This window comes from Nonomuraea sp. NPDC003709, from assembly GCF_040610775.1.
Classification (GTDB): Bacteria; Actinomycetota; Actinomycetes; order Streptosporangiales; family Streptosporangiaceae; genus Nonomuraea; species Nonomuraea angiospora_A.
This window is the reverse complement of record NZ_JBEXMW010000032.1, coordinates 19506-37015: the sequence shown is the minus strand read 5'-3', so window position 1 is coordinate 37015 and position 17510 is coordinate 19506. Positions and strand designations below refer to the sequence as shown.

The following is a 17510-nucleotide window of genomic DNA, read 5'->3' as shown; positions in this document are numbered from 1 at the left end:
GGTAACCGATGATGCCCTGAAACGGCTCTTGGATGGGCGTACCAACGTTGTCCAGCACCGGATCGCGTCTGTCGGGTGCCTTTGGATGCGGCATCGTTACTCTTCCCCTCGGTAGATGCATCCGGAAGTGCATGTCTCGCGGACGTGGATCGCCGACAGTGGCAGTGAGCCGATCAGCCGGTCCCAGATCCACTGGGCGAGGACTTCACTGGTGGGGTTCTCGAGGCCGGCGATCTCGTTGAGGTAGTAGTGATCGAGTTGGTCGAGAAGAGGTTTGAACGCCTTCTTGATGTCACCGAAGTCCATCAGCCAGCCAGTAGAAGGATCGACCTCGCCTCGGATGTGCACTTCGACGCGGTAGCTGTGTCCGTGAAGCCTGGCGCACTTGTGACCCTCAGGCACCTTCGGCAGTCGGTGGGCTGCTTCGAACGTGAACTCGCGAAAGATCTCGATCAACGGATTCCCAAGAGCTTGTGGGTCTGGATGCTCAGCTGCCACTGCGGGTGGTCAAGGCAGTACTCGATCGCCGCCTTGGTATTGGCGACGAGGTTTATGCCGTCCATCGGCTGGAGCAGGAACCGATCGAAATTGAGGCCTTCGAACAGCGCAGGTTCCGCGCCGACCTGCGGGTAGACCAGCTTTAGATCGTGGCCCGACGTCAGCACCAGCTCAGTGCCGGCCTTGGGACTCACGCAGATCCAGTCGATGCCCGCGGGAGCTGACCGGGTGCCGTTGGTTTCGATGGCCACCTCGAACCCTTCAGCATGGAGGGCGTCAACTGCGTCCGCGTCGAGTTGCAGAAGGGGCTCTCCGCCCGTGCAGACTACGTAGGGCCGACTACGTGGGTGAGACTTGCCTGCCCACGCTTTGGCGACTGCAGCGGCGAGATTGGCAGCTGTCTTGAACCGCCCTCCCCCTGGCCCATCTGTACCGACGAAGTCGGTATCGCAGAACCTGCAGATCGCGCGGTGACGATCCTGTTCCCTGCCCGTCCAGAGGTTGCAGGCGGTAAACCTGCAGAACACGGCGGGCCGTCCTGCGTGGCTGCCTTCACCCTGAAGTGTGTAGAAGATCTCCTTCATGCGATACATGCGTGGCTCAAGTCTTCGATACGAAGGCCGGGTCGACCAGCCCCAACTCCGCGAAGCCTCTTGCGCGGAGAAGGCAGGAATCGCAGGTCCCACAAGCCTGTCCGTCGTTGGGGTCGTAACAGCTGCGGGTAAGGGAGTAGTCGATGCCTAGCTCAAGACCGCGCTGAATCGTCTGTGCCTTGGTGAGGTTGATGAGTGGCGTGTGGATCTTGAGCTTCTGTATGCCTTCGATGCCAACCTTCGTTGCAAGGTTGGCCATACGCTCGTATGCCTCGATGTACTCCGGCCGGCAGTCGGGGTAACCCGAATAGTCGAGTGCGTTGACCCCGATGAAGATGTCAGATGAGCCAAGCGTCTCGGCCCAGGCAAGCGCGAAGGAGAGGAAGATCGTGTTGCGAGCCGGCACGTACGTGATGGGAATGCCGACGTCCAAGTCCTCGATGCTCTCGTGGTGCGGCACGTCAACGGTGTGATCGGTGAGTGCAGATCCGCCAAAGGCTGCAAGATTGACGTCAGCGATCACGTGTTGGGCGGTGCCGAGCTCAAGAGCTATCTTCTTGGCAGCCTCGAGTTCCTCGGTGTGACGCTGTCCGTAGGAGAAGCTGAGAGCATAGGTCTCATAACCTTCCTCGCGCGCGATCGCGAGGACGGTCGTCGAGTCCAGGCCACCGCTCAGGAGCACCACGGCCTTGCTGTTACCTGTGTCCAATCGGTCACTCCTCGTTCTCATCTGATATCGGGACTTGCAGATGCCCTGACGCGGCCCGACGGTGAACGTCCCCTCAGCCATCCTGCACTCAGGGATGTTGCTATGGGCCCTGCTTCTCGATCAGATCGGCCAACCTCCATGGCGGGTCCGTGAACGTCCACGACGAACAGAGCTACTGGATGTCGCTCGGCACATTGCGTGCCAATAGACTGCCACCCGCCACCGACAATTCCGTCGTGGCTGTTCAGGCCGAATCCTGACCGAGCGGGCCGAACAACTTGCACACCTGATCCTCATTCAAGCTCTGGCTCGAACCGAGAATTCTCTCGAGGTTCAGGGCTGAGAAGATGGTCATGCTGCATCCCACGTTGCGGGAGGATTCGGGGTCGCGGAGGAAACACCGATCAGCAGGGCTCGGGAAACGGCTCGTGGTCAGACATGTGCCCTGCAGCAACGCATCCGATCAGCTGGGGGCAACCCGATCTCGTTGGGGATTGAGATACGGAAACCCTGCTTGCAATGCCCCGGCGCGGACGGCGCGTTCAACCCTGCCGGCTTCTTCCCCATCACGACAAATCAGGAACCGGTAACTGAGATGCTGGTGGACGTAGTCCCTGGTTAGTCGGTCTAGGCTAAGGCGACCGAGACCGATTTCGGACTGCTGCTGGGGTGTCAGGGCGGGGATGACGAACCGGTCGCAGATGTAGACGTTGAACTGATCTCCCGACCGTCTCCCTGACGCGTGCGCCTGCAGCCGAGTCCAGAGCCCCAGCGGCTTGCCGGCCTGGCCGGGATCGGCCACCAGCTGCTCCTGCTTCCTTCCCCGCCCGCTCATGCCGACGTAGAGGAGCACGTCTTCTCGCCATACGGTGTAGACCCCGGCCGCCAGGCGGGGAACCTGGTCATTCGGCCACTCGGAGAATTTGAAGAGCGGGCCCTCCTGCAGTTCGTTCACCCGCCTGAAGGTACAACCCCGCTCCGGGGAACACAAAGATCAATTTCGCTGCTGGGGAGATGGCTTGCGCCGTGGACAACGGCGCCATTCGTCTGTTCCACCACGGCCTGCGCGAGGTCGAGCTCGTGTAGCAAGCTTGCGCCAGTCCGGTCGCCACTCCTTCGCCTTGGCCGGAGCGCTCATCCGGGCAGCAGCTAGAGCCACGCCCACGGGACACGCCGTTCCGTGCCGTCGTCTCCCACATAGATCGCATAGAACTCATCCATCGCGGCCAGGTCCGTGCTCATGACACTCCGTTCCGAGGCGGCGGGTCGTAGTAGCCCCGGCTCGCGATCAGAACGCTTTCGAAACACGTGTAGCGGTCGATAGTCTCCTGATCCGCACCCGGAAACGGGACCCCCGATCGGGACATCCCGACGGACAACTCCGGCACCACCAAGCCGCAGTCGTCTTGGTCAACCTTGACGTCGTAGCGGACTCGCAGTTCCGCGATCACCTGCTCGGCAGGCGTCGAGAACAGATCCGCACCAAACAGGAACACCTGCGCTCGCGGCTCCACGTCGAGGTCTTGGTAGATCTCGACCGTCTGCACCACTCCTGCGGACCCGCAGAATACGTGCACGTCAACTCCCGATCCCATGAGCCGCCAATCCAGCGGCTTCGCGCCCGGATACGGCGCGTACGGCTGCGGCGTCCCCCACGCCGCCAGCGCCCGCCCCGCCTCCTCGTATGAAGTCCCCAGCAACACCGGGCCAGCAGCCCTCAGCGGATCCAACTCGATGACCAACGGCGACACGCTGCCTCCAAGGCGTCCGACAGCGCCGGGAACCACTCCAGGCGCACAGACATCCTCGCCACATCAGATGAGAACTCGCCGCATGCTTCGCAAGGTCGCGTGATAACTCGCTACTTCAGACGAGGATCCACAACGATCTTTGTGAACGTAACGGCTCTTGGCGCGCCGCTGAGAGCGGCTTGCGGTGCCAATAGGCGATGACGCAGCTCAACGACACCGGCGCCGAGGCCGCCGCGGTATCCAGCTCCGCCGCAGGTCAGCGCCTTGGCGAGAGCCGTCAGCTACGCCGTTTCGCTATTGACACTGCGCACGGGTGGGGCGCTGGCGTAGCGTCACGCTCGTGACGGTGCCCAATCCCCTCAGGCCCAGCGATCCGGTCGAGATAGCCGCCGGCGCCTGCGTCCTGTTGGCCAACCATCTGGAACTGCTGGCCCATCAGCTACGCGAGCAGGCCTTGGACGACTTCGCCCGGGACCGCCTGGCCGATGCCGCCGAGCGTGTCAGGCAAGCCCTGGACATTGTCACGGCCGCTGCAGGCGCCGCACTACCGAACGCCCCCCAGGCCGTGGCCGCACCGGTCGCGCAGGCGGCACAGGCTGTGCCGCCGCCCCGGCAAGCGCCCGCCGGGCGTGTGCCCGTGACGGCGACGATCGTCACCTGGACCCGGCCCCGCCAACGCCGGGAGGGCAACCGCTTCGTCGACACCGGGCAGCGCGTTGTGCTGAAGGTTCACGTGAGCCTGGACGGCTCGCGCACCATGTGCGGGTGCGACATCCCCGATCACGCCACCGTGGTGGCCACCACCCCGGACTGGCACCTGCACACCAACTGCTACAACTGCGCCTACCGGCTCTGGCCCGACCACGCCCCCGTCGGGTACATCCGGCCGGCCGACAGCCGTGACTTTCCCCTGCGCACAGAGTGCCCCCATTATCAAGGCCGCGGCATCGACGCCAAGGGCTGCGTCACCTGCACGCCGGCGGCTGCGCGCAACTGGCCATGCCCCCGCGGCTGCGCCGATCCGGCCGACCATGACCCTGGCCACCGGTTCACCAACTGCACCGTCTCGCCACCCCAACGGCCGCTCGGTCCGGACGGACGATGCGTGGGCGTATGCGAGTCGACCGACGCCGCGATGCGCCGAGCCAACCCCGGGTTCTTCTACGACCTGGCCGACAGCGCGATAATGTACTGCTACCACTGCGGCCATCCGCTGCCGCTCTGGGCCTGAGCTAACTGTCGGCGGCCGGGAAATGCCGGTCCTGGATGTCGGCCCGCTCCCGCAGGACAACGAACCTGCCGTGGCCGTGGAACCGATCCGCCTGAAGGGCAACCAGTTCGGCGAGCGCCGCGACGAACGGGAACAGGAACCACAGAACGGGACGGGAGGAGAGCAGCGCCTTCACGGGAATCTTCCTTTCGGGATGGACTTCCCTGTGGGAGACCGTTGACCTGGTGAGATCAACAATCCCGTGCCCCGGCGCGCGGTCACGATGGGTCGCTCTCCCCGAAGTGGGGTGTAGTTCGCTAACACCGTCCTCGGCTACATGTCAAGAAGGCCGCGACGCTTCCAGATGACTTTCCCGCACAGGGCCCCACCGCTGTCGGGTTTCCAGATGTGCTCGACGTCGGCCAGTCAGCGCCCAGCACCGGCTCGCCGGGGAAGTCCTCCAACGCGGGCCAGGGCTTGTCCGTCATGTCTCCGGGGTCAGGCAGCGTGTCCAGCGCCGGTGCCCGGGTGAGGGGCGACCCACCACGCAGCAGGCCGCGGCCGCCGACGCCCTCGCCGCCGACCTGCTGCAGACCCTGCGAGACCAGCGCACCTGAGCCAGCACCGCACCGGTCACCACCCCGGGAAACCCAGCGGACCGGTCTCCTCGACCCCGATATTTCCCGGGTATGCGCGTTGTGCATTCCGCCTGCGCAGTACGGCACCGGTGGCTACGGTGGGCCTTCGCCGACCGGGTTCTTACGCTAAGAGAGGACGGGGGAGATGGATTCGCTGGTGTTAGCCGCGGCAACGGCCGTGGTGACCGCTCTATCGACCGAAGGGTGGCGCCAGGCCCGCAAGGCAGTGGTCGCGCTGTGGCGGCGAGTGCATCCCGAACGAGTACCGGCGATCGAACACATCACCGAGCGTTGAGCACCGAGGACGGGCTGGCCCCCATTCGGGATCCGGCCAGTGACGGATCTCAGGAACCGGCCTTCCTGCATGCCGAGGCGTCGGACGAGGCGCGTGTCTTCCAGGCGGCTGGCGACCAGTACATCGTGGAAGTCCGCGATCTCCGCGTCACCTTCGTTATGGATCAGGGCCACATCCACCGGGTCGGCAGACCGACGGCGGACGAGGACTGCCCCTACCCCGGCCTGGAGCCATTCGGCCTCGAACAGGCCGACTGGTACTTCGGCAGGGAAGAGCTGATCGTCGATCTGACCATACGGCTGGACGGCAGCGTCGCCGACCACACCCCGCTGGTGGTCGTCGCTCCCTCGGGCGCGGGCAAGTCCTCGCTCCTGCGGGCCGGCCTGCTGTCCGCGATCGAGCGCGGCGACCTGCCCACAGCGGGTTCGCGGTATTGGCAGCGTCTGGTGTTCACTCCCACCCACAGCCCGATGACAGCCCTGACCGCGCACTTCGCCGTGCTGGCCGACCCCCGCGAGGGCGCCGCCGAGCCGCCGGACTGGCGTTCGGTGGACCGTGACGTCCGCCGGTCGACTCTCCGCCGGGCCCTCAGCCGGAACGCGGCCGACACCGAATCGCGGGTCGTCGTGATCGTGGACCAGCTTGAGGAGATTTTCACGCAGTGCGAGGACGAGGAGGAGCGGCGGGCCTTCGTTGAGGAGCTGGCGTGGCTGGCGGATCCGGGGGGCGGGCACGACCCGGTCGGCCTGGTCGTCTTGGGCCTGCGAGCCGACTTCTATGCGTCCTGTGCCGGCTACCCGTGGCTGCGCACCGCAGTCCAGCGCAACCAGGTCTTCCTTGGCCCGATGTCACGGTCCGAGCTGCGGAACGCGATCGTGCTCCCCGCGCACAAGGTCGCTCTTGAGGTCGAAGCGGGCCTGGTCGAGGTGCTGTTACGGGACCTCGGCGCCTCCGGTACCGAGCCCGGCGGCCGGGACGGGACCGCCGAGAATCCCGAGGACTACGAGGCCGGCCGGTTGCCGCTGCTGGCTCACGCGCTGCGCGCCACGTGGATGCAGCGCGACAATGGTCTGCTGACCATCCGCGGATACCAGGCGACTCAGGGGATCGAACACGCGGTGGCCGACACCGCCGAGCGGGCCTTCGCGCAGTTGGGGCTGGCCGAGGAGGCCACGAAGAGCGTCTTCCTGCGTCTGGTGACGATCACCGAGGGCTCCGAACACTCCAGACGACGGGTACTGCGGGCCGACCTGCTGCGTTCGGAGGCCGATCCGCAGGCGGTGCGGACGGTCCTCGACGCGTTCACCGGGGCCCGGCTACTGACGCAGGATCGGGACACCGTCGCCATCACGCACGAGGTACTGCTGCGCGCGTGGCCGCGGCTCAAGGGATGGATCAACGACGACCGGATCGGCAACGTCGTACGTCAGGAGCTGCGCGACGCCGCCCTTTCCTGGGACCGGGCGGAACGCGACAACGACCTCCTGTACCGGGGAAGCCGGCTGGAGACCGCGACGGCGAGCGTCACGGACTCGGGGGACGTGGACCAGGTGACGCGGGCGTTCCTCACCGCCTCGGCCGGCCGCGCCAAGCGCGCCGTACGGATCCGCCGTGGGATCACCGCCGTCCTGGTCGCTCTCTTTCTCCTGGCCTCCGCGGCCGCCGTGTTCGCCTTTCAGCAAGGCAGCACGGCGCTGGCCGAACGGGACACCGCGATCTTCAGCCAGATCACCGCGGAAGCGGACCGGCTGCGGAGCACCGATTCCTCGCTTGCGGCCCAACTCGACCTGGTCGCCTACCGGATGCGCCCCAAACCGGATCTGTACACACATCTCATCACCAGCGCCACCACTCCGCTGTCCACGCCCGTGTCCTCGGGCAGCGGGGTCGTCGTCTCGGTGGCGATCACGCCCGACGGGCGCACCATGGCCACAGGCAGTAACAGCAACGCGGTCAGGCTGTGGAACATCACCGACCCGACACACCCGGTGGCCCTGGGCCAACCGCTGCCCGTGCGCGCCACTATCACCGAATCCGTGGCCTTCAGCCCGGACGGCCACACACTGGCGGCGGGCGGCACCGACGCGACAATCCGGCTGTGGAACGTCACCGACCCCGCCCACCCGCTGGCTCTGGGGCAGCCCTTGACCGGCCACACCTATACCGTGGGGTCGGTGGCGTTCAGCCCCGACGGACGGGTGCTGGCCAGCGGCAGTGCAGACAAGACGATCAGGCTGTGGAACGTGACCGATCCCGTCCGCCCGGTGCTCCTGGGCCGCCCACTCACCGGCCATACCGACACTGTCGGGTCGATGGCCTTCCGTTCAGACGGGCGGGTCCTGGCCAGCGGCAGCTTCGATTACTCGGTCCGGCTCTGGAGCGTGGCCGACCCGGTCCATGCGGCGGCTCTGGGCCGCCCCCTGTACGGCCATGGCAACAGCCTGGTGGCGTCGGTGGCGTTCAGCCCCGACGGACACACCCTGGCCAGTGGCGGTGGCGGTGACGACCACCGGGTCCGGCTGTGGAATGTGACCGATCCCGCGCACACCGTTATGCTGGGCCAACTCCTCGGGCACACTGGGGCCATCACGTCGGTGATATTCAGTCAGAGCGGGCAGACACTGGCCAGCGCCAGCTACGACGGCTCGATCAAGCTGTGGAACGTGGTCTTCTCGAACGACCCCATGTTGCGCGGTGGGGATCTGGTCGGCCACACGGGAGCGGTTCTCGCGCTGGGCTTCAGCCGCAATGGCCGCACCCTGGTCAGCGGCAGTGCCGATAGCACGGTGCGGGTGTGGTCCTTCCCCCCGCGACTGATCACGTCCAACAGCCGCTCCCTCACGTTCGCCACGTTCAGCCCGGATGGGCGGACGCTGGCCAGCGGTACCTCCGACCGGAAGCTCAGGCTGTGGAACGTCACCGATCCGGCCCACCCCACCGCGCTCGGCCATCCCCTTACCGTCGATGCCCCCGCGACGATCTCGTCATTGGCGTTCAGCCCCGACGGACACGTCCTCGCGGGCGGCAGTTACGACGGCACGGTGAAGCTGTGGAACACGACCGACCCGGCCCGCACCACAGCCCTGGGCCGGCGACTGGTCACGGGCATGGGCAAGGTGGTGTCCGTGGCGTTCAGCCCGGACGGCCGTACCCTGGCCGTCGCCGGCTGGAACAGACTGATCCAACTCTGGAGCCTGACCGACCCGGTGAACCCGGTACTGCTCGGTCAACCCCTGACCGGCCACACCGGCACCGTGGTCTCGGTGCGATTCAGCCCTGACAGCCATACCCTCGCCAGTGGCAGCTCGGACAAAACCACCCGACTGTGGAACGTCACCGACCCGGCCCACGCGGAGCCGCTCGGCCAACCCCTGACCGGCCACACCGGCCCCGTCCTGTCGGTGGTGTTCAGCCCTGACGGCCGCACCCTCGCCAGCGCCGGCTACGACAGCACGGTCCGACTGTGGAACGTCATCGACCCGGCCCACGCGGAGCCGCTCGGCCAACCCCTGACCGGCCACACCGGCCCCGTCCTGTCGGTGGCGTTCAGCCCTGACGGCCGCACCCTCGCCAGCGCCGGCTACGACAGCACGGTCCGGCTGTGGGGCCTTATCGACCCGGCCCGTTCACAGGCCGTGGGCCAACCCCTGACCGGGGCGTACAGTGCCGTCGAGTCGGTGGCGTTCAACCGCGACGGCCGTCTGGCCAGCGCCGGGGACGATGGCGTGATCAGGTTGTGGGACCTGAACGCCGAGCACGCCGCCCAGTGGATCTGCTCCACCACCCAGAACGTCCTCACGCCCCGGCAGTGGCACAAGTACATCCCCCAGCTCCCCTACGCCCCACCGTGCCCGTAATGCTCTCCCCCGGGCCCTTCGCCTGAAGAGTGTGACTCGCGGAGTTAAACGGCGCGCAGTACTCGGCGGTAAATGGTGTCCCGCTCGAAAACACGATTTCGTGCTCTGAACTGGGGTTTTGCTGAATGATCAAGACAGCGGCTGCGACCATCGCTAGGTGTTGCTGTCGCTTGTCTACCGGTTGGTGAGGGGCTTGTTCGACCTGCTGACGGAGATCATGACACCAGGGGCGCCGGTGCGAGCGAAGGCCAGCAGGTCGGACATCTGTGGGCCTGGTAATACGCCTCTGACGCGGGCCTGCTGTTTGGCCGCAACATAGGCCTGCATGGTAGCCAGTGGCGTCAGCGGTCTTGCGCCGCCATGTCGCCGCCTTCGGGTAGGCGTCGAGAAGCGCGGAGTCGACGGGGTCGGCGGTGATGTCGAGCAGATCGTAACGTCGGCGCGCGGCTTCTATGAGCGCCGGAAAGGTCTGCGCGGCAGCAATGTCGTCGTGCCCATCATCTGGCAGGTCGAGCCGGGCGGCGTGCAGCCGTGACGTCAGCAGGCCACGGTCGCGGAGGGCTTGGTCGCGTTCATCTTCGGCTGGTTCCAGCAGCTCCGCGAGGAGGTCCCGCTCGGTTCCGCCATGGTCGCCGGGCAGGAGCCGGGCCAGCCTGATCACTTCCCGGCGGGCGTCAGCACAGTCTCGCCGGGCTCGTTCGAGCGTTGTCTGCAACGTGGCGTTGTGCTGGCGGGCGGTGCTGAGGTCACTCTGCAGACGCTCGTTCTCCTGGGTAAGAGTCTCCTGTTGGGGCGACGTGGCCGCGTGGAGGACCTCCTCGAGCAGGCGTGCAGCGGGTGCCGCCGCGCCGGCCGGGGTTCGGCTTGCGCGTGTGCGGAGGGCTCGGTTAAGCAGCTCGGTGAACACTTCTGGCCGGGTCCGCACGGTCGTACGGGTGTACTCGACACCGGTCAGCTCATCGCCCGGAGCGGGATAGAAGCGGGCGCCGCCGGCGGGGATGGGCTCGCTGGGCAGCAGCCGGTTTAGCACGGCGCGGCCCTCGTCGGTGACCAGCGCGACGCTGAGCACGCCTGGCCAGCACACGGCGTCGACGTGGCCGGCCTTCTCTGCGGATTTCCGGCCGCTGACGGCCACAACGAGCAGTCCGGTGGAACGGTGCGGGTCGTTGAAACCGCGCATCATGGCCTCCAGCAGATCCCGTCGGCTCGGACTGAAGTCGACTGGCAGGACGGCTGGTTGTTCATCCAGGTAAGCACCGCTGGCATCGCAGAAGCCCTCGCCGATGAAGCCGAGGCGTGCCCAGGGGGCCGCTGAGCGGCACGTCCAGCCGTGTTCAGCCTCGCCCACCATCCCCCACTCGATCTCGGACTCCTGACCAGGGCGCAGCGCGACGCCCACGGTCACCTTTCCGGCGGACGGGTCCTGGTAGCGCGCGACTGTGCAGGCTGTCGGCACCTTCTCGAAGTCCACCCTCCAAGGTGGAACGTCGAACTCCGTCCGCCAGTCGCGGGTGACACCTGCGAGGAAGTCCCAGAACAGAGAGAGGCTCGCCTCTCCGGTCATCCAGGTCCGTGAAGGCATGGCACGCGTCCTCCGCTCTGTGCGCAGCCGGGTAGTCGCCGGGCATGGCGTATCGTCAGTGTGACGGCTCTTCTCTGTCCCACCGACTGGAATATGCGAGATGCACATGGGACGGCCATGCCGCCCGAAAGAGTCAGTCCGGCTTGGTTCTGGTGTGCCCCCAGGACGGGACGTCCAACGCACCCGGAGCGAGACGCCGACATTACCCGCCCACGGCTGTGGCGGCGAGCTGATTGCGGGGCGGCTAGGGAGATTAACCGAACACCCGTACGGGAAGGTTAAGGGTATGGCAGGAAAGCCATCGCGCAACCCAGGGAGTGGCGGTGGGCGCCAGGCGTGATGTGCGGTCAGCGTCCGCACGGCAACGATATCTACCGGTTATAGATCGAGCGCCCGCTTCACCCGCATGTGCCTGGTTGTTTGTCGGTGGCGACGTCTAGTGTCGTACTTGGTAGCCGATACTCGGGTCGAGGGCTGCGGCGGCGGGTAACGTCAGAGCCTTCTAAGGTCGGGCAAGGCGAGGAGGAGCGTGTGACGAGGCAGGAGGTCCCCAGTACTCCTGGAGGCCGAATCACGCAGTTGCTGGAGCATTCGCCGCAAGCAGCCAACCCCCTTGCCGAGGCCTTGTCCCTCAGTTTGGAATCGCTTGCTGAACTGCTGCGTCAGCCGGAAGGACTATCGCTGAGCGACCTGGTAACCGCGGCCGATGTGCTCGATGTTCCCGTCACCTATCTAGCCGGGCAGACCGACGGCTCGCACAGCCTGGCAGTGTCATTGCGCCTGGGCCAGGCGCAGAACTCCGGCGTGCCCGAGCGTGCCCTGCAGTACGCCCACATGCTGATCCGCCGGCTCACGCTGTTGGATTCTTGGCAGGATATGAGACCGGGTGCGCTGGACGAGTTGGGTGTCGACTACAGCGCGCTGTATAAGGAAGCCGGCCAGCAGACTGCGGGGAAGGTACGTGACGCCCTCGGTTTGGGCGACGAGCCGATCCCCGATCTGGTGAGCCTTGTCGAGCGTTGTGGTATTCCCGTCGCCTTCCAGCCCCTTCCGAGGAATCTGCACGGCATCAACGTCCGGGATGACAGCAACGGCTGTGTGCGGCGCGCCATTGTGGTGAGCAGTTCCGACTACTGGACCCGCCAGCGGTTCACGCTGGCGCACGAGCTGTGCCATGGCCTGTATGACGACGAGGGTCAGGTCATTGTGGACGAGGTTGACGTCCCCCAGACGCTGCCCGAACTGCGCGCCGAAGCGTTCGCCCGACACCTGCTGCTGCCGGTGGGTGCGCTGCGGGCCGAGAGGGAGGCAGCGCAGGCAGCGCGAGAACCTGCTCACGCGTTGCTCGTCCGGCTCATGCTCACCTATGGCGTCAGCCGGTCGGTTGTTCTCAAAGCCCTGGTCGACGACGGGTTCGTGCCTCCGACCGACGGCCGCTTGGCGATGTTGGAAGCGGAACCGGTGCGGAATCTGATGGACAGCGCCGGCCAAGCACAGATGTGGCAAGAACTGTGCGAGGGGCAGAACGAGCCGTCAGGCTCGCCCTGGCTGGTCGAACGGGCGGTCCAAGCCTATGGGGAGGGCCTGCTCGACATCGCGGTGGTGGCCGAGCTCATGGGCGAAGACGAGCCGGTGGTGCGCCGGATGCTGGCGGACGCCGGCTGGTAGGTTCCGCTCACTCCGCGTTGTCACACGGGCCGCACAAGCCGTTCGCGTGGCTGCAGGTGAAGGCGGAGTCGTCCGCGGGCCGGGACACGACCGGCGGGGCGGAGATCTCGCAGGCGGATCTGAACAGTGCCGTGCACTCAGTCGGCGAGAGCCCAGGGTCAGCGCAAGCGAACTCGGCCAGGACGTCGGCCGCGTGACGAGTGGGAATCTGGTATCGCGCCGCGACGACGCTCGCGCCTCCGTCGTTCGACAGCAGGACCTGGCGCGTCCCGGTCGCCTTTTGCTCCCGTGCGGCCAAGGCGATGAGCTCGGCTTCGCCGCCGTGGGTCTTGTTCATGCCGCCGGGCAGGTTCTTGAGCGCCTCCATGATCCTCTCCACTGTCGGCAGATCCTCGGTGCTCAACTCCGGCTGCGGGAAACGGCTTTTCCCCAGGAAGAACGCGGCCACGATGGCGGTGGCCGCTGCCGCTTTGCGCTGCTCGCGCTCGGTCGCGCCGCCCGGTCTAGCATGATTCCGGACCTCGCGCTCGATGATGCGGGGCACCCGCACACGGCCTCCGTGCTGGCGCACAAAGCGGCCCGCCAGATGCTGGATGATGCCCAAGGTCAGCCAGATGCCGGTGTCGGGCCATACTGTCGCATCGGGCCAGCCTCGCCGGGGATAGCCGTCGGCAGCCCTGAACGTACTTCTGCTGGGCGGAGACGGCCGTGGAGGGACAGCGGGCCGTCGGCGCTGCGGCATCGACGCTGGTGTCGGACTGGGGGGCGTAGTCACGTGCTCTAGCTTGTCAGGGCCGCAGGGCTGCGTGCTCAGAACGGGGGCAACTCGTGGATCGCCTTGCCTGCGAGACTTTCCAGGTCGATTCCCTGGCGTGGGGACGTACCTGGGGGATGCTCGTCGTCGGCGTCGGGGCACCATTGGCGCACAGGACATCGCGCGCAGTGCGGGCCGGGGCGGGACGCCCAGGTGGCATCGGTGTGCCAGGGTTCGACTGCCCGGCGGACATCGCCTGCGGCGACGTCGGCTGTCATCTGGTGGTCGCTGTTCCAGGCCCACACTTCGGCGCCGTCGGGCGTGAGCATCTCCAGCTCTACGCGGCCTGCGGCAACCCCATGATGGGCGGCCAGCCCGCTGGCCAGCATCCTCACCAGAAAGGGGATCTGCAGATACTGGCTGTAGGCTTCCTCGCGGCCGTGCGGAGGCAGCGCCGCTGCGGTTTTGACCTCGCGCAGGATCAGCTTCCCGTCCCGCAGGACCGTGAGATCTGGCGCCGCCGCCACCACCACCTGGGCGTCGTGGTCAACGCCATGAACGGGCTGCTCTACACCGACCACCACAGTGTTCGGGATGCCCAGCGGGCACTTGTCCAGGTGCTGGAGCAGGTAGGGATACGCGGCCGCGTACTCCTCCGGGGACAAGCCCGCCGCATCATCCAGGCCCAGATCGCGCCCGGGCTCTGGCAGGTCCTCGCGACGGCAGGCGACCCTGCGTTCGTGGGCGGCACGCAGCCATTGATGCACGGCACGCCCGCGCGCCTGTGGCTCAGTGACGTCCTGATCCTTGGGCAGCTTCAGGTCGCGGCTCAGCAGCCAGCGTGCCGGGCACTGGCGGTACTCTTGCAGCTCATACGGCGCGATGGACCGGAAGGCGATGCCAGGACCGCGCTGGCCGAGCATGCCGGTCAGTGGCACTAGGCTGTCGCACGCTCCAGCGATCTTGCAGCCGGCGCAGTCCCAGCCCGGGCTGGCCTGGGTCTGCTCGATCACCTGAAGCAGGTGAGGCATGCCGAGGGACTGGAAGGCCTCCTGAGCCGCTTCGGGGGTGTCGTCGAACAGCACGCTGATGCTGCCATCCAGGGCGCCGATCTCTACCGCCCGTACCCGGTCGGGCCTGCTGCCCAGACGTGCGATCACGTACGCGGCGGTCACGCCCCACCGCCGGTCGCCTTCCGTGGGGGCTGAGTGGGCACGGCCCAGCCGATAGCGACGAACCTCTCGAACCCCCTGCTCACCGAAATACACCGGCCCCCACACCGACAATTGCTGACCGGGCCGTCCCACCTTCGGGTCGTGCGCGGTCAGCCGCAGCGGGCCCAGTTCACCTTCGATGGCCTCGTGGGCCTCCAGGATGTTTTCTACCGCGCGCGCCAAGAAGGGGCGGGCCAGCCGGTGGACGGCTAGGGCGTCGAACTGCTGCTGCAGCCAGCCCGTGATGGAGGAGGGAGCCAGCGCCTCTGGGGGCGCCGCATGCGCGGCCTTGATCAGGCGCACGAGGTCCCCCGGCAGGAAAAGGCTGGTGGTGCCGTAGAACGGCTTCCAGCCCGCTGCGTTGACCTTGGGCCGTGCCTTGAGGGCCAGATAACGGCCGCACGCACTGCCACCCGACAAGATCGTGGCGGAGACACGCAGGTTTGAGCTGTCGCCGACCAGTTCGACCGGGGGTATCCAGGCCACTCCCTACACCCTCCAAGCGCCCGCATGCCGGGCCCGCCACATAGGTACGGCTGATACGAGCAGCGCCCGGCATTGCCTTCCGCGCCCGCAGACGGCTGCCCCCCGACACCACCGCTTCTCATCATGGCGCGTCACGAGCACCGCTTACGCCCCAACGGCACAACCAATGTCCCGTTCCAACGCCGCCTGCCGAGAAAGCGCCATGTCAGCCACCTCAGCAGAGGCAACGCTTCGGCACGCCTGTGGCTGCCGCAGCTGAATACGCCAGGAAATCCGGCGATGGCGTAGAGCGCCCAGTCGGCGAGGCGCACCAGCGTGATCGTCAATCGGCCATACCGCTGATGTCGATCACCGCAAGCCGGTCGTCCCGAACGGCGGGTGCAAGGGCCGGCGCCCATCGGCGGCGAGCGTCTATCGCGCCCTCGCCGATAGCAACGTAGCGGTGGGTGCGCTGCTAGCCCGTGCGGTGAGCCTCACCTGTCGAGGTCGTCCGCGGGCGCCACAGCGATCGTCGCCTCGGCGGAGGACCCAAGCGCCAGACGACGACGCGCTGGGCCGCAAGGTCATCCTCAGTGAAGGCACAGTGAGTCTGTTTCTCGACGACTTCACAACCTCGGATCTACGCACGGTTCGGTTAGCTGGCGTCGAGCTGGAAGGGTGCGGTGGCCGGAGACGGGCACATGGTGGCCCAGCGAGGTGGACGCTGAGCATCTCAAAGCCTGCTTAGACGAGATCGAGGGTGACAGTGGGCTTGGGATAGTCCGGCCAGGCTCCACCACCGTACGGGACTACGCGGACTGTTAGAGCGGTGGGACGATCTACGAGCGCTCCTCTCAAGTCAAGGCCGCACCACGGCTGGCGGGCCCCGCACCTGCAGAGATGCCCCGGCGGGTGGCATAATCCGGCCGCTGTTCCAAAGGGAACACGAACGGCCGGATCACGATCTCCATGGGTGCCCCTACAGCATGGGACCAGGCCGGCTGGTGTCGTAGCCGCTCTTCACCGGCCAGATCACGACAACGTCCTGGCTGTGAGCCAAGTCGACGAGGTCTTGCCGCGGCTGGGTGGGGAGCAGGATCGCACGGGTAGCGTCCGGCAGGAACCGACCGTAGTCGGCGAGTTGGCCGATAGCCATGCGCACGTTCTCGCGGGTCACGCTGCCCTTGGCCTCGACGAGCAGGTTCATGTCGTGGTCGTACAGGTCGGTGTAGAGCGGCCGGGTCTCACCCTTGGGGATCATCTGGTGCCGCCCGACCTTGTGGTTCTTGCCGCGCAGGTAGTCGGCGAGCGCCTGCACGAGGGTGGCTTCCTTCCTTTCGGCCTCGTACGGTTCGCGGTCCGGGTTGACGAACATCCGCTCGGTGAGCTGCTGCTCCAGGCCGAGTTCCTGGATCTGGTCCTCCTTCGGGTCGTCAAGGGCGTCGTCGAGCAGCCGGGCCAGGCTGGTCTGCGGTGGCTGGGGGGAGGCGTCGATGGGGCGCAGCCGGAAGACGATCACGCGGCGCAGCGGCCCGCCACCGGTCTCCGGCGCGTCGGCCTCGTACCAGGGGTCCTTGTCGTCGACCTCGAACTGGCCGAGGTAGGTGACGGTGCCGCGGGCGCCCTGGAAGACCCGCAGCGCCTTCTCGTTCTGCTTGTGGTTGAGGATGCTGGCGTTGCCGGACAGCATCCTTTGGTCGCCGTGCTGGCCTTCGCCGCTGTAGTGGAACAGGCCGTCGGGCATCCAGCCGTCGAAGTAGCCGTGCTTCTCGCCGGCGATCGGGTCGCTGAAGATGAACACGTTGTCGGAGCGGCTGGACGGGCCGATGCCGCCCTGGGTGCGGCCTCCGAACTCTTCGTGCAGCCTCTTGCGCTCAATCTGCTGTCCGGGCTGAAGCGTCCAGGCGGGGATGGGCAAGGAGTCCTCCTGTCGGGTTTGCTTTGCGTGGGATCTACCTTAGCATTGCACATACATATGACGCTAAGGACTTTCACATAGAAATCGGATGCCAATTTTCGATATCCGATTTAGCCCGTAGGCGACTTGATGCGGAGAGTGACTGCATGCAAGCTCGTAGGCGGAACCCAGCAACGCAGGAGAGACGACGATTCAGCCGGCTCCTCGGCGGCACAGACGGGTTGCCCTCATGAACGGGATGGGTGTTCACGGCGTGGCCTAGAACGCTCACGATCCTGAGCCGACCGCGGAGCGGGGGCTAAGGAACAGAGGGGCGGCGGCTGGCGGCACCCGCCAGTAACCTGGCTGCCCCATCTGC

14 protein-coding genes are annotated in these 17510 nt (G+C 66.6%); 4 read left to right on the top strand and 10 right to left on the bottom strand.

Annotated features, from left to right (window positions below; translation table 11 throughout):
* Positions 1 to 96 precede the first annotated feature (96 nt).
* From queD to ABZX61_RS56380, 5 genes are all read right to left on the bottom strand, one after another.
* Positions 97 to 453, bottom strand: a complete 357-nt coding sequence (queD, locus tag ABZX61_RS56400; RefSeq protein ID WP_355209234.1) for a 6-carboxytetrahydropterin synthase QueD — start codon at positions 451 to 453, stop codon at positions 97 to 99.
* Positions 453 to 1082, bottom strand: coding sequence for a 7-carboxy-7-deazaguanine synthase (gene queE / locus ABZX61_RS56395; protein WP_355209079.1), 630 nt, complete (start codon positions 1080 to 1082; stop codon positions 453 to 455). Before queE ends, queD begins: the two co-directional genes overlap by 1 nt.
* 16 nt (positions 1083 to 1098) lie before the next feature.
* Positions 1099 to 1800: a 7-cyano-7-deazaguanine synthase QueC gene (queC, locus tag ABZX61_RS56390; RefSeq protein WP_355209076.1), complete on the bottom strand. Its 702-nt coding sequence runs from the start codon at positions 1798 to 1800 to the stop codon at positions 1099 to 1101.
* A 463-nt stretch (positions 1801 to 2263) separates the two neighbouring features.
* Entirely contained in the window at positions 2264 to 2755 is a 492-nt protein-coding gene (locus ABZX61_RS56385) for a hypothetical protein (protein WP_355209073.1), read from the bottom strand.
* Between the two features lie 283 nt (positions 2756 to 3038).
* Positions 3039 to 3542: a hypothetical protein gene (locus ABZX61_RS56380; RefSeq protein ID WP_355209070.1), complete on the bottom strand. Its 504-nt coding sequence runs from the start codon at positions 3540 to 3542 to the stop codon at positions 3039 to 3041.
* A 349-nt stretch (positions 3543 to 3891) separates the two neighbouring features.
* On the opposite strand from ABZX61_RS56380, the gene ABZX61_RS56375 reads away from it, so the two are divergent.
* Complete coding sequence (locus tag ABZX61_RS56375; RefSeq protein ID WP_355209067.1) at positions 3892 to 4782, top strand: hypothetical protein; 891 nt, start codon at positions 3892 to 3894, stop codon at positions 4780 to 4782.
* 1 nt (position 4783) lies between these two features.
* Here the strand turns inward: ABZX61_RS56375 and ABZX61_RS56370 are convergent, their stop codons facing one another.
* Entirely contained in the window at positions 4784 to 4957 is a 174-nt protein-coding gene (locus ABZX61_RS56370; protein WP_355209064.1) for a hypothetical protein, read from the bottom strand.
* Positions 4958 to 5544: 587 nt separating this feature from the next.
* Between ABZX61_RS56370 and ABZX61_RS56365 the strand changes: the two genes are divergently transcribed.
* A complete protein-coding gene (locus ABZX61_RS56365; protein ID WP_355209061.1) occupies positions 5545 to 5694 on the top strand; it encodes a hypothetical protein in 150 nt (49 codons plus the stop codon).
* Entirely contained in the window at positions 5691 to 9551 is a 3861-nt protein-coding gene (locus tag ABZX61_RS56360; RefSeq protein ID WP_355209059.1) for a hypothetical protein, read from the top strand. The genes ABZX61_RS56365 and ABZX61_RS56360 overlap by 4 nt, the downstream gene beginning before the upstream one ends.
* Here the strand turns inward: ABZX61_RS56360 and ABZX61_RS56355 are convergent.
* Positions 9490 to 11133 (bottom strand): hypothetical protein, encoded by a 1644-nt coding sequence (locus tag ABZX61_RS56355; RefSeq protein ID WP_355209056.1) that lies wholly within the window; start codon positions 11131 to 11133, stop codon positions 9490 to 9492. The two genes, ABZX61_RS56360 and ABZX61_RS56355, sit on opposite strands and share 62 nt — an antisense overlap.
* A 531-nt stretch (positions 11134 to 11664) precedes the next feature.
* Between ABZX61_RS56355 and ABZX61_RS56350 the strand changes: the two genes are divergently transcribed.
* Positions 11665 to 12801 (top strand): ImmA/IrrE family metallo-endopeptidase, encoded by a 1137-nt coding sequence (locus ABZX61_RS56350; RefSeq protein WP_355209053.1) that lies wholly within the window; start codon positions 11665 to 11667, stop codon positions 12799 to 12801.
* Between the two features lie 7 nt (positions 12802 to 12808).
* Here ABZX61_RS56350 and ABZX61_RS56345 read toward each other — a convergent pair whose 3' ends face one another.
* The 3 genes from ABZX61_RS56345 to ABZX61_RS56335 form a co-directional block, all read right to left on the bottom strand.
* Complete coding sequence (locus ABZX61_RS56345; protein ID WP_355209050.1) at positions 12809 to 13405, bottom strand: hypothetical protein; 597 nt, start codon at positions 13403 to 13405, stop codon at positions 12809 to 12811.
* Between the two features lie 206 nt (positions 13406 to 13611).
* The gene (locus tag ABZX61_RS56340; protein WP_355209048.1) at positions 13612 to 15255 is read right to left on the bottom strand and encodes a PD-(D/E)XK nuclease family protein; all 1644 of its coding nucleotides are present in this window, start codon (positions 15253 to 15255) and stop codon (positions 13612 to 13614) included.
* 958 nt (positions 15256 to 16213) lie between these two features.
* Positions 16214 to 17152, bottom strand: coding sequence for a restriction endonuclease (locus tag ABZX61_RS56335; RefSeq protein WP_355209046.1), 939 nt, complete (start codon positions 17150 to 17152; stop codon positions 16214 to 16216).
* Positions 17153 to 17510: the final 358 nt, after the last annotated feature.

Coding starts and splice junctions, on each gene's coding strand:
- ABZX61_RS56365 (WP_355209061.1), top strand. CDS start 5,545: ATGGATTCGCTGGTGTTAGCCGCGGCAACGGCCGTGGTGACCGCTCTA.
- ABZX61_RS56355 (WP_355209056.1), bottom strand. CDS start 11,133: ATGCCTTCACGGACCTGGATGACCGGAGAGGCGAGCCTCTCTCTGTTC.
- queE (WP_355209079.1), bottom strand. CDS start 1,082: ATGAAGGAGATCTTCTACACACTTCAGGGTGAAGGCAGCCACGCAGGA.